The following is a 13,418-nucleotide window of genomic DNA, read 5'->3' as shown; positions in this document are numbered from 1 at the left end:
TCGTCGGTCGGTGCGGTCGGGTGTCAGCTGTGGTGGAGGGTGACGTCTCCGGACGCCGTGGTCGCGCGCACCTCGAGGTAGGGCTGGTCGGGTGCCGGCTCGCCCGTGCTCGGGAGCGTCGAGCTGAGCCGGCCGCTCACGGTGCGGACGTCGGTCCACACCGGCGTACCGGGCACCACCCCGATGCTCACATCGCCGCTGGCGGTCTTGGCCGTGACCCGGCCCGAGGCGACCTCGCCGATGACCAGGTCGCCCGAGCCGGTGTTGACCACGGCCTCGCCGCCCATCGACAGGACGTGCGTGTCGCCCGAGCCCGTCTTGACCGCGATCTCGGCGCGGGCCGACTCGACGCGGACGTCGCCGCTGCCCGTCGTGACGACCAGCGTCGACTCGGCTCGCCGGACGAGGACGTCGCCCGAGCCGGACTTGAGGCGCGTCTCGCCGAGGAGATAGTGGGCGACCAGGTCGCCGGAGCCGGTCTGGACGAGGCTGTCGCCCTCGACGACGTCGAGCGAGACGTCGCCCGAGCCGCTGTCGACCCGGACGTCGCCGAACCGGCCGTGGGTGCGGACGTCGCTGCTGCCGACCTTGGCCTGCAGCCCGCTGGCGACGGGGACCTCGACCACGATCTCCGCGTGCGGGTCCCTGCCGAGGAGGCCGCCTCCCCGCCGGGGGGCGATGATCGCGATCCGGTCGCCCAGGTCGCGCACGTCGAACTCCTCGGCGCGCTCGCCGGTGATGCGGATGGTGGTCTCGGTGGTGTCGGTGGCGGTGACGTCGACCCGACCGCGACCGTTCTCGACGTAGAGGTTGATCGGCTCGGGGGTGTCGAAGGTGAGGTCGAGCTGGTGGCTCATCGGGTCTCCTGAGGGTGTGCTCGTCCGACGGGCCGGCGGTGCCGGTCCGGAGGGCGATGAGGTGGCGGGGCTCGTGCCCCGGGATCAGGTGGTCAGGTGGTCAGGTGATCAGAGCCAGCCGGTCATCCGGCGGTTGCCCTGGCCCTGCTTGCGGTTGCCTGCGAACGGGTCGTAGCCCACGAAGGGGACGCTGCTGAGGTCGATGTCGACGTTGACGGCGTGCTCGCTGGTCGCGCTGCGCACGACGTTGACCATCCAGGTGTTGAGGCTCTGCCCGGCGGCGGCGGCCTTCTCCTCGGCCTTGGCCTTGACCGCCTCCGGGATCCGGAGCGTGATGCGGGCCAGGTCGCCGGCCTCGTCCTCCGGGGGCGCCGGGGGAGCGGGCGGCGGGGGAGGCGTGGGCAGGGCCGTCGGCGGGGCGACCTCGACGACGAAGTCGAGCTCGCGGCCCACGAGCCGCACGTCCACGCTGCCGTCGGGCAGCTCGGCGGTGATCTCGGCCGCGGCGTGGGAGATGGCCTCCATGAGTGCGAGCCGCGCGCTCGGGTCCAGGGCGTACGCCAGGCGCTCGGCGGCCTGCTTCAGCTCCTCGCCCCCCGCCTCGGACGCGGCGACCAGGTCGCGGCGCAGGCTGTCGACGTACGGGGTGATGTCCATGCGCACCACTCTGACATCATGGTGATGTCATGTCAATGCCTTGGTGATGTCATCTGACATCGTCGTGACGTCAGTCGTGACGGGCGAACGGCCCGGACGTCATACGAACCCGCACCGATGGGTGCGGGTTCGTATGACGCTGAGCCGGGTCAGAGGTCGAAGAGCGAGCCCGACCCGCTGATGTCGGCGTCCGTCCGCGGCGTGTGGGCCGGGCCGCTCGACGCGGGGGGCTTCGGCTCGTCGTCCGACGACGCGGGTACGTCGCCCGCGTCCGCCGGCACGTCGGCCACCGGCTCGCGGTCGGCGTCGTCCGCATCGAGCACGGTCTCCGGGTCCTCCGCGGGCTCGGGCTCGGCCGGCTCGGACGCGTCGTCGGCCTCGCGGAACAGGGCCGCCTGGCTCAGGTCCGACCCGCTCGGAGGTGCCGACGGGGACTCGACCTCCGGCTGGGCCTCCGGCTCGGGCTCCGGCTCGGGCGTCGTCTCCGGCGCAGCTGCCGCTCCGGGCTCGCCTGCCGTCGGCGCGGAGCCGGCTGCCGGCTGGGTCGAGGGCGCCTCGAGGTCGAACAGCGACCCCACGCTCGACAGGTCGACGTCCGTCGCCGGCGTCGACGTCGTACCGCTCGCGGGCGCCGACTCGGCAGCCGTCGGCGTCGCCTCGGGCGCCGGCGCAACGGCGGCCTCGGCGGCCGGCTCAGGAGCCGACTCAGCTGGCTCACTGGCCGCTGAGTTTCCAGGAGACTCACGGTCCACGGGGCGCTCGGTGGCGGGCTCCGGGGTTGCCGGCTCGGGCGCCGGGAGGTCGAAGAGCGACCCCAGGCCCGTGAGGTCGGCGTCGGTGGTGGGCGTGGACGCCGCACCGCCGGCGGACGGTGCGTCAGCGACCGGTTCGGGCGCGACCTCCGCCTTCGGCTCGGGGGCCGGCTCGGCGTCGGCCGCAGGCTGGTCGGCCACCGGCTCGGGGGCCGCGATGTCGAAGAGCGAGCCTCCGGTGCCCAGGTCGGCGTTCGGTGCGGGAGCAGGCTTCTCCTCGACGGCGGCGGGCTCGGCCGTGGCCGTCGGCGGGGCCTCGGCAGCTGCGGGCTCCGGCTCGGGAGTGCCGAGGTCGAAGAGCGAGCCACCGGAGCCGAGGTCCGTCGTCGGCTGGGCAGCGGGCTTCTCGTCGGCAGGCGCCTCGGCGGGGGGCACCGTGGGCGCCTCGTCCTTCGGCGCCTCCGGCTCCGGGGCCGGGGTGTCGAAGAGCGACCCCCCGGAGAACGCCTCGGCCGGCTTCTCCTGGGCCTTCGCGTCCGCCTTGGCCGCCGGCGCCTCCGCCGGCGCCGGGGTGTCGAACAGCGATCCGGAGGAGGCTGGCTCTGCGGCAGGAGCCGACTCCGCGGGGGCCGGGGTGTCGAAGAGCGACGAGCCGCCGGACGCCTTGGCGGCGGGACCGACATCGGCGGTCTCGGTCACGGTGTCCTCGGTGACGGTGACGTCACCCGCCTCCGGCTCGTCCTTGGTCGCGACGTCGGTGGCGGTCGTGGCAGAAGCAGCAGGAGCGGCGGACGCGGCAGCAGCAGCGGGTGCGGCGGCGGGCGCCGAGCCCGGGGCGGCCTTGGTCGCCTGCTCGCCCTTGACCGAGGCGAGCAGCATCTGCGCGACGTCGAGGACCTCGACCTCCTCGCGGGCCTCGCCGGACGCCTGCTGCGAGGTCAGCCCGTCGGAGAGCATCACGCGGCAGAAGGGGCAGCCCACGGCGATCTGGTCCGCGCCGGTGCCGACGGCCTCCCTGGTGCGGTTCATGTTGATCCGCTCGCCGAGGTTCTCCTCCATCCACATGCGCGCGCCACCGGCGCCGCAGCAGAAGGACCGCTCGGAGTTGCGCTCCATCTCGATGACCTCGGCGCCGGGCAGCACCTGGAGCAGCTCGCGCGGCGGCGAGTAGACCTCGTTGTGGCGACCGAGGTAGCACGGGTCGTGGTAGGTGATCGAGCGCTTCGCGGCGCCGGCGCCGTCCTTGACCGGCGTCAGCTTGCCCTCGCGCACGAGGCGGTTGAGCAGCTGCGTGTGGTGCACGACCTCGAGCTCGATGCCGAAGTCCTTGTACTCGTTCTTCAGCGTGTTGAAGCAGTGGGCGCAGGTCGAGACGACCTTCTTGACCTTGTACTCCTTGAAGGTCTCGACGTTCTGCTGCGCGAGGCCCTGGAAGACGAACTCGTTGCCGGCGCGCCGCGCCGGGTCGCCGGTGCAGGTCTCGCCGTTGCCGAGCACGCCGAAGGAGATGCCGGCCATGTCGAGCAGCTCGGCGACGGCCCGGGTGGTCTTCTTCGCGCGGTCCTCGTACGCCCCTGCGCACCCGACCCAGAACAGCCAGTCGACCGACTCGAGGGACTCCAGGTCCTCCCCGACGACCGGCACCTCGAAGTCGAGGCCCTTGGCCCAGTCCATGCGAGCGGTGCTCGACATGTTCCACGGGTTGCCCTTGTTCTCCAGGCCCTTGAACAGCTGGTTGAGCTCGGCCGGGAAGTTGGACTCCACCAGCAGCTGGTAGCGCCGCATGTCCATGATGTGGTCGACGTGCTCGATGTCGACCGGGCACTGCTGGACGCAGGCGCCGCACGAGGTGCAGCTCCACAGCACGTCCTCGTCGATGACGAAGGGCGCGTCCTCGGGGTTGTAGAAGTAGTCGAGGACGTCGGTGCCCGCGCCGGCCGTCTCGCCCTTGGAGCCCACCCCGACCAGCGCACGCTCGGCGTGTGCCTCCGCGCCGTCGTGCTTGGCGTACGCGTGGTCGCGCAGGCTGGTGATCAGGAGCTTGGGGGAGAGGGGCTTCTCGGTGTTCCACGCGGGGCACTGCGACTGGCAGCGGCCGCACTCGGTGCAGGTGGTGAAGTCGAGGATGCCCTTCCACGAGAAGTCCTCGACCTTGCCCACGCCGAGCACCGAGTCCTCGTCGAGGTCGTCGATGTCGTCGAGGGTGATCGCCTTGCCGTCCGAGGTCAGCGGCTTCATCGCGCCGAGGGCGGTGGTGCCGTCGGCCTCGCGCTTGAACCAGATGTTGAACCAGGCGGTGAAGCGGTGCCACGCGATGCCCATGGTGATGTTGCGGGCGATCACCATCAGCCAGACCATCGCGAGCGCGATCTTGAAGGTCGCGATCACGTAGATGAGGTTCTCGAGCGACGTGACGGAGCTCGGGTAGAGCAGGTCACCGAGCCACGACGAGAACGGGTAGTGGGCGCGGCCGGACTCCTCGTCGAGCCGCCACTCCGCAGCACGGACGAAGAGGATCGCCGATCCCTCGAGCAGCGCGAGGGCCTCGACGAAGTAGGCCTGCCAGAAGGTGGAGCCGAAGAAGCGGCTCCTGCGCCCCTCGCTGCGCGGGTGGTGCTTCTGCCGGTAGACGATCAGGAAGACGATGCCGATCGTGCTCAGTGCCCCGATGACCTCCATGAGCCACTCGAAGGGATACCAGTGGCCGATGATCGGGTACGCGAAGTCGGGCTTGAAGAGCTGGAAGTACGCGGCCAGCACGGCCGTGCTGAGGAGCAGGAACCCCATGTAGACGAACCAGTGCATGATGCCGACCCAGTGCCACTGCAGCATCCGGGTGTGGAGGAACGTCTCCCTGAGCATCGTCGCGGTGCGACCGGTCGGGTTGTCGTTGCGGCCCGGTGCCGGCTGGCCCGCGCGGATCACGCCCAGCATGCGCCGTACGGCCGGGACGAGCATGGCGACGGCGGCGACGGTCAGTGCGAACGAGACGACGATCGCGAACATCTGCATGAAGGGCTGCTCCTCGGTAGGGGCGTACAGAGCCGCAGCCTAGGTCCGCCGAACACGCCGACGGCAGGGCTCTGCGGCGTGAGATGGATCCTACCCGCAGGTAACTTGAAGCGCCGAGGTGCGGGCGATCGTGTGGCACTGAGCGTGGGCACGGACCAGAAGGTCGCGGCCCTCCTGTGCGCGCCTGACGGAGGCTCGGTGGTCGAGACACCCTCCCGGCGCGGGCAGCAGCGCTGACGACACGGCCCCTTCTCCTGGCTGCTCGTCGAAGGATCTCCCCACGTTGGTCGAAGATCGACACGAGCGCGCCCGCGCGGGCGTAGCCTCCGATCGCCGGACGAGGGGGTTCGTCCGGCGGGTCCGAGGAGGGTGTCGAGCGATGTGGGGCATGCGCAGGGTGCTGGTGGTCGCGCTGGTGGCGTCGGCTGTGCTCGCGGGCGCGCCCGCGCGTGCGTACCCGGTCGTGGCGTCACCCGACACGACCGCGCGGTCCGCGGCGACCGGCCGCCTGGCCGTCCCAGCGATCGGGGTGGACGCCGGGATCATCCCGGTGGGCGTCACCCGGGCCGGCCACCTCGCGATCGGGCGGAGCGTCCGCGACGTCTACCGCTGGCGCTCGGGCGTGCTGCCCGGGCAGCCGGGCAGTGCCGTCCTCGCCGGCCACACCTGGTCCAAGGGGCCCGGAGTCTTCGACGACCTCGGACGGCTGCGTCCCGGCAACGTCGTCGTGGTGGGTCGCCACCGCTTCGAGGTCACCCGGGTGCGCCGCGTCACCGGGATGACGCGGGCGGGGGTGGCCGCGCTGTTCAGCGACAGGGGCAAGCCGCGATTGGTCCTGATCACGTGTGGCGACCGCAACGACCTGACCGGCGTCTACCGCACCCGGATCATCGTCAACGCGCGGCTGCTGCCCGCCCGCTGACCCGCCGGGTCAGCCTGGCAGCGGTCTGCCTCACCGCCGCGGCGATCGCCTCGACGTCTGCCCCGGTGTCGCTGGGGAAGGTCACCGCCACGCCTGCCACCGGGTGGGCGTTGTGGTCGAGCACCGCGGCGGCCACGCTCTGCAGCCCCGGTGTCACCTCGCCGTCCTCGCTCGCGTGGCCGCGCTGCCGCGTCGTGGACAGCACCGTGCGGAGGGCGCTCAACGACGAGGGGCCCTCGCCGTGCCGGTCGACGAACGCGTCGCGGTCGGGGTAGAGCGCCCGGACCTGGCTGGCCGGCAGGGCGGCGAGGATCGCGCGGCCGGAGGCGGTCAGGTGGGCGGGCAGACGCACCCCGACGTCCGTGACGAGCGGCGGCCGCCCGGGGGCGCGCTCCTCGATGACGTAGAGGACGTCGCGACCGTGGAGCACGGCGAGGTGGGCGCCGTGGCCGGTCCGGTCGACCAGCTCGGCCAGCGGCCGACGGGCCAGGCGGGCCAACGGCTCCTGGCGCGTGAAGCCGCTGCCCACCTCGAACGCGGCGACCCCGAGGCCGTAGCGGTGCTCGTCGGACAGGTGGACGACGAAGCCCTCGTCGATCATCGTGTTGAGCAGGTGGTACGCCGTGCTGCGCGGCAGGTCGCACGCGCGCACGATGCGGTCCAGCGGCACCGGATCGGCCTGCGTGGCCAGGAAGCGCAGCACGCGCAGGGTGCGCGTCGCTGCGGGGACCTGGCTCACGGGGCCGATGGTGGCACGTCCCGCTCAGCTGCGGTCGGAGTCCTTGTCCGACTCCTTGGTGAACCACCCACCGCCGCCGTCGGTCTGCTCGATCGGCTTGCCGGGCATCTCGTTGGCGCCGGGGGTGCGGCGCGGCAGCAGCGGCGCCCGGCCGTCCTCGGTGCTGCCGGCGGCCGGCTGCTCAACAGGCTGGCTGGCGGTCGGCTCGGCGTCGACCTCCGACGGCGGGGTCGGGGTGTGGTCCGCGGTGCCCGGCACCTGCGGGGCGTAGTCGTCGGCCCGGTGGTCGACCCGCGGGTCGATCCGGTCGGCCGCGCGGACCTGGCCCTCGTGGGTCGCCTCGATCTGCTGGGCGGCCACGCGGGCCTCCTCGGCCTCCGCCTCGGCCTTGGCGGCTGCGGCGCGGGCCTGCTCGGCCTCGGCCTCGGCAGCCGCGGCGCGCTCCTGGGCCGGGGCGATCGTGGACTGGGCCTGGGTCGCGGTCTGGGCGCGGAGCTGCTCGGCCCGGGCGACGTTGGCCTCGCGGTTCTTCTTCCGGACGAGGAACGCCGCGACAGCGAGCACGACTGCGATGATGACGAGGACGATGATGAGCGTGGTCACGGGGCTTCCTCTTTCACGGGACAGGGACGGCCAGTCTTCCAGCACTGGCCGTCCCTGTCCTGCGTTGCGTCGTGAGGCGTGCCGGTCAGGCCCGGTGCGTGCCCTCGGTCCCGTCGCTGCGGCGCGGGTCGTCGGCGTCGAGCACGGTGTCGGGGTCGTGCGCCGACGTGCCCGGGGCGTAGCCGTCCGACGAGGTGTCGACGCGGGGGTCGACCTCGTCGGCCGTCCGCAACCGGTCCTCGTGCACCGCCTGCTGCTGGGTGGCGGCCACCTGCGCCTCGCGGGCCTTCGACTGGGCGCGCTCGGCCTCGAGCCGGGCGCGCTCGGCCTCGGCCTCGGCCTCCTTCGCCCGTACCTGGGTCTCCGGGATCTCGGTCGCGTGCTCGTGGGCCTCTGCCCGCAGGTGCTCGGCATGCTCCTGCTGCTTCTTCTTGCGCTGCTGGGTGACCAGCCAGGCGACGAGCGCCGCCACGACCAGCACCACCACCAGGACGATGATCCATGTCGTCGCGTCCATCGAGGGCCTCCTTGTTCCGGCTTGCTTCTGGGCTTGCCACGGGTGTGTCCCCGCCCCTCCACCGTGCCATGCGCCGGACGTGTCCGGTGTCCTCCGTACGGGTGAGTGGTCCGGTCTCGGATCTGAGACTGGACCTCGCTTCCGCCTCTGGCGACGACCTCGTCACGCGCGTTTGATGAAGGCATGCAGACCATCCACGTCGGGGTCGGCCCCGTCTCGTTCGACGACCTCGTCAGCGTCGCCCGCGAGGGCTCCCGCGTCACGCTCACCGACGACGCGCTGGCCGCGATCGACCACGCCCGGGGTGTGGTCGAGGCGCTCGCCGCCGCCGAGACGCCGGCCTACGGCGTCAGCACCGGTTTCGGCGCCCTCGCCACCCGGCACATCCCCACCGAGATGCGCGCCCAGCTGCAGCGCTCCCTCGTCCGCTCGCACGCCGCCGGCTCCGGTCCCGAGGTGGAGCGCGAGGTGGTGCGCGCGCTGATGCTGCTGCGGCTCTCGACGCTCGCGACGGGGCGCACCGGCGTACGTCGCGAGACCGCGCAGCTGATGGCCGACCTGCTGTCCCACGGCATCACGCCGGTGGTGCGGGAGTACGGCTCGCTCGGCTGCTCGGGCGACCTCGCCCCGCTGGCGCACTGCGCGCTGGCCCTGATGGGCGAGGGCGAGGTCCGCGACGCCGACGGCACGCTGGTGCCGGCGGCCGACGCCCTCGCCGCTGCCGGGCTCGAGCCGGTCGAGCTGGTCGCCAAGGAAGGGCTGGCGCTCATCAACGGCACCGACGGGATGCTGGGCATGCTCGTCATGGCCATCGCCGACCTGCGGATGCTGCTGCGCACCGCCGACGTCGCCGCGGCGATGAGCGTCGAGGCGCAGCTCGGCACCGACCGGGTCTTCGCGGCCGAGCTGCAGGACATCCGGCCCCACCCGGGCCAGGCCCTGTCGGCGGCCAACCTCACCGCGCTGATGGCCGACTCGGCGATCGTCGCCTCGCACCGGACCGGGCCGGAGAACACGGTGGAGTGCAACACGGTCCAGGACGCCTACTCGCTGCGGTGCTCGCCGCAGGTGCACGGTGCCGCCCGCGACACCGTCGAGCACGCCGCGACCGTGGCCGGCCGTGAGCTCGCCAGCGCGATCGACAACCCGGTCGTGGTGGGCGACCGCGTCGAGTCCAACGGCAACTTCCACGGCGCCCCGGTCGGCTACGTGCTCGACTTCCTCGCGATCGTCGCGGCCGACGTGGCCTCGATCAGCGAGCGACGTACGGACCGCTTCCTCGACCGGGCGCGCAGCCACGGGCTGCCGCCGTTCCTCGCCAGCGATCCCGGGGTCGACAGCGGCCACATGATCGCGCAGTACACGCAGGCCTCGATCGTGTCCGAGCTGAAGCGGCTCGCGGTGCCCGCGTCCGTCGACTCGATCCCGTCGAGCGCGATGCAGGAGGACCACGTCTCGATGGGCTGGAACGCCGCCCGCAAGCTGCGCCGGTCCGTCGACGGGTTGTCGCGGGTGGTCGCGGTCGAGGTGCTCACCGCGGCCCGCGCGCTCGACCTCCGAGCCCCCCTCACCCCCTCGCCCGCGACGGGAGCGGTCGTCGACCTGCTGCGTCGCAACGGCATCGAGGGCCCCGGCCCCGACCGCCATCTCTCGCCCGAGATCGAGGCCGCCGTCGGCCTCGTCCAGTCCGGCGCGGTCCTCGCCGCCGCCGAGTCCGTGATCGGAGAACTCCAGTGACCTCGTCCAACCCCCGCCTGCCCATCCACGCCGCGACCGGCACCGAGCTGACCGCGAAGTCGTGGCAGACCGAGGCACCGCTTCGGATGCTGATGAACAACCTCGACCCCGACAACGCCGAGCGCCCCGAGGACCTCGTCGTCTACGGCGGCACCGGCAAGGCGGCGCGCAGCTGGGAGGCGTACGACGCGATCGTGGCGTCCCTGCGCGACCTCGAGGACGACGAGACGCTGCTCGTGCAGTCGGGCAAGCCGGTCGGCATCATGCGGACCCACGCGTGGGCGCCGCGGGTGCTGATCGCCAACTCCAACCTCGTCGGCGACTGGGCCGACTGGGAGGAGTTCCGGCGCCTCGAGGACCTCGGGCTGACGATGTACGGCCAGATGACGGCCGGCTCGTGGATCTACATCGGCACCCAGGGCATCCTCCAGGGCACCTTCGAGACCTTCGCCGCGATCGCGGACAAGCGCTTCGATGGAACTCTCGCCGGCACCATCACCGTCACCGCCGGGCTGGGCGGCATGGGTGGCGCGCAGCCGCTCGCGGTCACCATGAACGACGGTGTCGCCATCTGCGTCGAGTGCGACCAGCACCGCATCGACCGGCGGCTCGAGACGCGCTACCTCGACGTCCAGGCCCGCGACCTCGACCACGCCATCGAGCTCGCGCTCGAGGCGCGCGACGAGCGGCGAGGGCTGTCGATCGGCCTGCTCGGCAACGCCGCGGTGGTGCTGCCCGAGATCCTCGAGCGCCACCTCGACCGGGCCGGGAAGGGGGAGGGACCGCTGGTCGACATCGTCACCGACCAGACCTCCGCCCACGACCCGCTCTACTACCTGCCGGCAGGGACGTCGTACGACGACTGGGAGCGCGAGCGCACCGAGGACCCCCGCGGTTTCACCAAGCGTGCGCAGGAGTCGATGGCGACCCACGTGCGCGCGATGGTCGAGCTGCAGGACGCCGGCGCCGAGGTCTTCGACTACGGCAACTCGATCCGCGACGAGGCCCGCAAGGGCGGCTACGACCGGGCGTTCGAGTTCCCCGGTTTCGTGCCGGCCTACATCCGTCCGCTCTTCTGCGAGGGCAAGGGCCCGTTCCGCTGGGCCGCGCTGTCGGGCGACCCCGCCGACATCGCCGCGACCGACCGGGCGATCAAGGAGCTGTTCCCGGCCGACGCGAAGCCGGAGTACGCCCGCCTCCACACGTGGCTCGACATGGCCGCCGAGCGCGTGCAGTTCCAGGGCCTGCCGGCGCGCATCTGCTGGCTGGGCTACGGCGACCGCGCGAAGGCCGGCGCGAAGTTCAACGAGATGGTCGCCAGCGGCGAGCTCAAGGCGCCGGTCGTCATCGGCCGTGACCACCTCGACTGCGGCTCCGTCGCCTCGCCCTACCGCGAGACCGAGGCGATGCTCGACGGCTCCGACGCGATCGCCGACTGGGCGATCCTCAACGCGCTCGTCAACACGGCCTCGGGTGCCACCTGGGTCTCCTTCCACCACGGCGGTGGCGTCGGCATCGGTCGGTCGCTGCACGCCGGCCAGGTGACCGTCGCCGACGGCACGGCCCTCGCAGCCGAGAAGATCCAGCGCGTGCTGACCAACGACCCCGGGATGGGCGTCATCCGCCACGTCGACGCGGGCTACGACCGTGCGATCGAGGTCGCCGAGGAGCGCGGCGTCCGGGTGCCGATGTCCGAGGTCTGAGCCCCGGCCTCCGCCCGTAGAGGGGTGACCGGCCGGTAGCCGTTGACACCCCTCGGTGCCGGTGGGTGGATGGACCGCGAGACCACCTATCGGGAGGACAGGCTCATGCACCCATCCATCACCAGGCGCACCCGGACGTGCGCCCTCGCCGCGGCAGCCGTCGCACTGGCGGCCGCGGGAACCATGGGACCGGCGGTCGCCGGCCCCGACACCACCCCGGGCGGCCCGTGGCCGCAGGGCGAGGAGAACACCAACGCCATCCGCAGCTACGAGCAGCTGTGGAGCACCCTCGAGTCGATCGAGGGCAGCGCGAAGGGGAGCTTCGACCTCAGCCCGGCACCCCTGCCGTCCAACACGGGCCGCGAGATCCCCGTCGTGACGATCGGCGACGGCGACACCGACATCATGTTCGTCGCCAACCAGCACGGCAACGAGTACATCGTCTCCAACGCGATGGTCAGCGTCGTCCGCGGACTGGCCGGCGGGTCGGCCGAGGCGAAGGCGATCAGGGACGCGCTCACCGTCACCATCGTGCCGCGCGTCAACGTCGACGGCTTCGACGCCGACGTGGTCGACCTGGCCGGCAACACCACGCCGTGGCGGCAGAACTTCGACACCTCCTGCCCGGCCTTCTGCGAGTTCTACCAGGCCGGTCGCGGCTACGACATCAACCGCTACCACTCCTACTCGGAGAGCGCGTACGACCACCCCTACCAGCCCGGTCCGGACACGAACAACCCCGTGCCCGAGGCCATCGCGATGCGGCTGCTGTGGGACGAGCGGCAGCCGCGGCTCGTCGTGGACTTCCACCACCAGGGGACCTACGTCGACGACGACGGCCGGATGATCACCGGCTCGGTGATGTGGCCCAACGCCGAGGCGGAGGCCGAGGCCCTGGGCATCAGCGAGGAGTTCGCAGGCGTCGTGACCGACTCCAAGCGGGTGGTCTCGGAGATGCTCGACGCGCTGGAGGGCAAGGGCTACGCCAACATCACGCGCTACCCGAGCACCCCGTTCCCGGGCATCGCCCGCAACGCCTACGGCCTGCTCGGCTCCGCCTCGGTGCTCTACGAGGCCCGCGGTGACATGGGCCAGGCCAGCAGCGGGATGATCGCGAAGCAGACCGAGGTCGCCGGCACGGCGATCCTCCGGGCTGCCGCGGACGGCTCGCTGTGGACCCGCGACACGGTGCCCGCCGACACGATCCGCGAGCGCGGGCCGTTCGTCCCCGACCCGCACGGATGACCGGTGGCCGACGCGGCGTCGGTGGCAGGGTGCCGCCCATGGACGCCGACGCCGCGAAGGCCAACCTCCACAGCTACCTGAAGCACGAGCGCCTGGCGGTGCTCGCCAAGCTCGACGGCCTCTCGGAGTACGACGTACGCCGCCCGCTGACCGTGACGGGGACCAACCTGCTGGGGCTGGTCAAGCACCTGGCGACGTGGGAGGCGCGCTACCTCGGCGAGGTCTTCGACCGCCCCTTCCCCGAGCCCCTGCCGCGGTGGGACGTCGAGGCCGACCGGCTGGCCGACATGTGGGCGAGCGCGGACGAGTCGCGCAGCGACGTCGTCGACCGCTACCGGCGGGTGTGGGCGCACAGCGACGCGACCATCGAGGCACTGACCCTCGACGACACCGGCCGGGTCGAGTGGTGGGGCGGCGCCGAGGTGCCGCTCTTCAACGTCCTCGTCCACCTGCTCGCCGAGACCAGCCGGCACGCCGGGCATGCCGACATCCTGCGCGAGGAGCTCGACGGCGCGGTCGGCACCGACGCCGAGGCCATGGCCGCGGACGGGCACGACGCGGCGTTCTGGGCCGGCCGGCGCGCGGAGATCGAGACCGCCGCACGTGCGGCGGACATGGCCCTCTGATCGGCGTTTCGAGGGCAACGACCGCCGCACGTGCGCGGCGGCGGTCGC

General features: G+C 72.5%; 11 protein-coding genes. 5 read left to right on the top strand and 6 right to left on the bottom strand.

Going from position 1 to position 13,418, the window contains the following annotated elements; all coding sequences use genetic code 11:
• Positions 1–23: 23 nt before the first annotated feature.
• The 3 genes from ACNKF0_RS20630 to ACNKF0_RS20620 form a co-directional block, all read right to left on the bottom strand.
• On the bottom strand, positions 24–857 hold the full coding sequence (locus ACNKF0_RS20630) for a DUF4097 family beta strand repeat-containing protein (RefSeq protein WP_416954660.1): 834 nt from the start codon (positions 855–857) through the stop codon (positions 24–26).
• 108 nt (positions 858–965) lie between these two features.
• Positions 966–1,514, bottom strand: coding sequence for a toxin-antitoxin system HicB family antitoxin (locus tag ACNKF0_RS20625; RefSeq protein WP_416954659.1), 549 nt, complete (start codon positions 1,512–1,514; stop codon positions 966–968).
• Between the two features lie 149 nt (positions 1,515–1,663).
• Positions 1,664–5,278 (bottom strand): heterodisulfide reductase-related iron-sulfur binding cluster, encoded by a 3,615-nt coding sequence (locus ACNKF0_RS20620; protein ID WP_416954658.1) that lies wholly within the window; start codon positions 5,276–5,278, stop codon positions 1,664–1,666.
• Positions 5,279–5,666: 388 nt separating this feature from the next.
• On the opposite strand from ACNKF0_RS20620, the gene ACNKF0_RS20615 reads away from it, so the two are divergent.
• A complete protein-coding gene (locus ACNKF0_RS20615) occupies positions 5,667–6,200 on the top strand; it encodes a class F sortase (RefSeq protein WP_416954657.1) in 534 nt (177 codons plus the stop codon).
• Here the strand turns inward: ACNKF0_RS20615 and ACNKF0_RS20610 are convergent.
• The 3 genes from ACNKF0_RS20610 to ACNKF0_RS20600 all read right to left on the bottom strand — a co-directional run bounded on the left by ACNKF0_RS20610 (position 6,172) and on the right by ACNKF0_RS20600 (position 8,059).
• Positions 6,172–6,939, bottom strand: a complete 768-nt coding sequence (locus tag ACNKF0_RS20610) for an IclR family transcriptional regulator (RefSeq protein ID WP_416954656.1) — start codon at positions 6,937–6,939, stop codon at positions 6,172–6,174. The genes ACNKF0_RS20615 and ACNKF0_RS20610 overlap by 29 nt on opposite strands.
• A 24-nt stretch (positions 6,940–6,963) precedes the next feature.
• Complete coding sequence (locus ACNKF0_RS20605; RefSeq protein ID WP_416954655.1) at positions 6,964–7,542, bottom strand: hypothetical protein; 579 nt, start codon at positions 7,540–7,542, stop codon at positions 6,964–6,966.
• An 85-nt stretch (positions 7,543–7,627) separates the two neighbouring features.
• Positions 7,628–8,059, bottom strand: coding sequence for a hypothetical protein (locus tag ACNKF0_RS20600; protein WP_416954654.1), 432 nt, complete (start codon positions 8,057–8,059; stop codon positions 7,628–7,630).
• A gap of 183 nt (positions 8,060–8,242) precedes the next feature.
• Here ACNKF0_RS20600 and hutH point away from each other — a divergent pair, with 183 nt between their 5' ends.
• The 4 genes from hutH (at position 8,243) to ACNKF0_RS20580 (ending at position 13,370) form a co-directional block, all read left to right on the top strand.
• Entirely contained in the window at positions 8,243–9,796 is a 1,554-nt protein-coding gene (hutH, locus tag ACNKF0_RS20595; protein WP_416954653.1) for a histidine ammonia-lyase, read from the top strand.
• Positions 9,793–11,499, top strand: coding sequence for a urocanate hydratase (gene hutU / locus ACNKF0_RS20590; RefSeq protein ID WP_416954652.1), 1,707 nt, complete (start codon positions 9,793–9,795; stop codon positions 11,497–11,499). The genes hutH and hutU overlap by 4 nt, the downstream gene beginning before the upstream one ends.
• A gap of 105 nt (positions 11,500–11,604) precedes the next feature.
• The gene (locus tag ACNKF0_RS20585) at positions 11,605–12,744 is read left to right on the top strand and encodes a M14 family zinc carboxypeptidase (RefSeq protein WP_416954651.1); all 1,140 of its coding nucleotides are present in this window, start codon (positions 11,605–11,607) and stop codon (positions 12,742–12,744) included.
• 38 nt (positions 12,745–12,782) lie between these two features.
• The gene (locus tag ACNKF0_RS20580) at positions 12,783–13,370 is read left to right on the top strand and encodes a DinB family protein (RefSeq protein WP_416954650.1); all 588 of its coding nucleotides are present in this window, start codon (positions 12,783–12,785) and stop codon (positions 13,368–13,370) included.
• Positions 13,371–13,418: the final 48 nt, after the last annotated feature.

This window comes from Nocardioides sp. T5 (genome assembly GCF_048161455.1).
Taxonomy (GTDB): domain Bacteria; phylum Actinomycetota; class Actinomycetes; order Propionibacteriales; family Nocardioidaceae; genus Nocardioides.
This window is presented reverse-complemented; position numbering and strand designations above follow the sequence as displayed.

Coding starts and splice junctions, on each gene's coding strand:
- ACNKF0_RS20625 (WP_416954659.1), bottom strand. CDS start 1,514: ATGGACATCACCCCGTACGTCGACAGCCTGCGCCGCGACCTGGTCGCC.
- ACNKF0_RS20620 (WP_416954658.1), bottom strand. CDS start 5,278: ATGCAGATGTTCGCGATCGTCGTCTCGTTCGCACTGACCGTCGCCGCC.
- hutH (WP_416954653.1), top strand. CDS start 8,243: ATGCAGACCATCCACGTCGGGGTCGGCCCCGTCTCGTTCGACGACCTC.
- ACNKF0_RS20580 (WP_416954650.1), top strand. CDS start 12,783: ATGGACGCCGACGCCGCGAAGGCCAACCTCCACAGCTACCTGAAGCAC.
- ACNKF0_RS20615 (WP_416954657.1), top strand. CDS start 5,667: ATGCGCAGGGTGCTGGTGGTCGCGCTGGTGGCGTCGGCTGTGCTCGCG.
- ACNKF0_RS20630 (WP_416954660.1), bottom strand. CDS start 857: ATGAGCCACCAGCTCGACCTCACCTTCGACACCCCCGAGCCGATCAAC.
- ACNKF0_RS20600 (WP_416954654.1), bottom strand. CDS start 8,059: ATGGACGCGACGACATGGATCATCGTCCTGGTGGTGGTGCTGGTCGTG.
- ACNKF0_RS20585 (WP_416954651.1), top strand. CDS start 11,605: ATGCACCCATCCATCACCAGGCGCACCCGGACGTGCGCCCTCGCCGCG.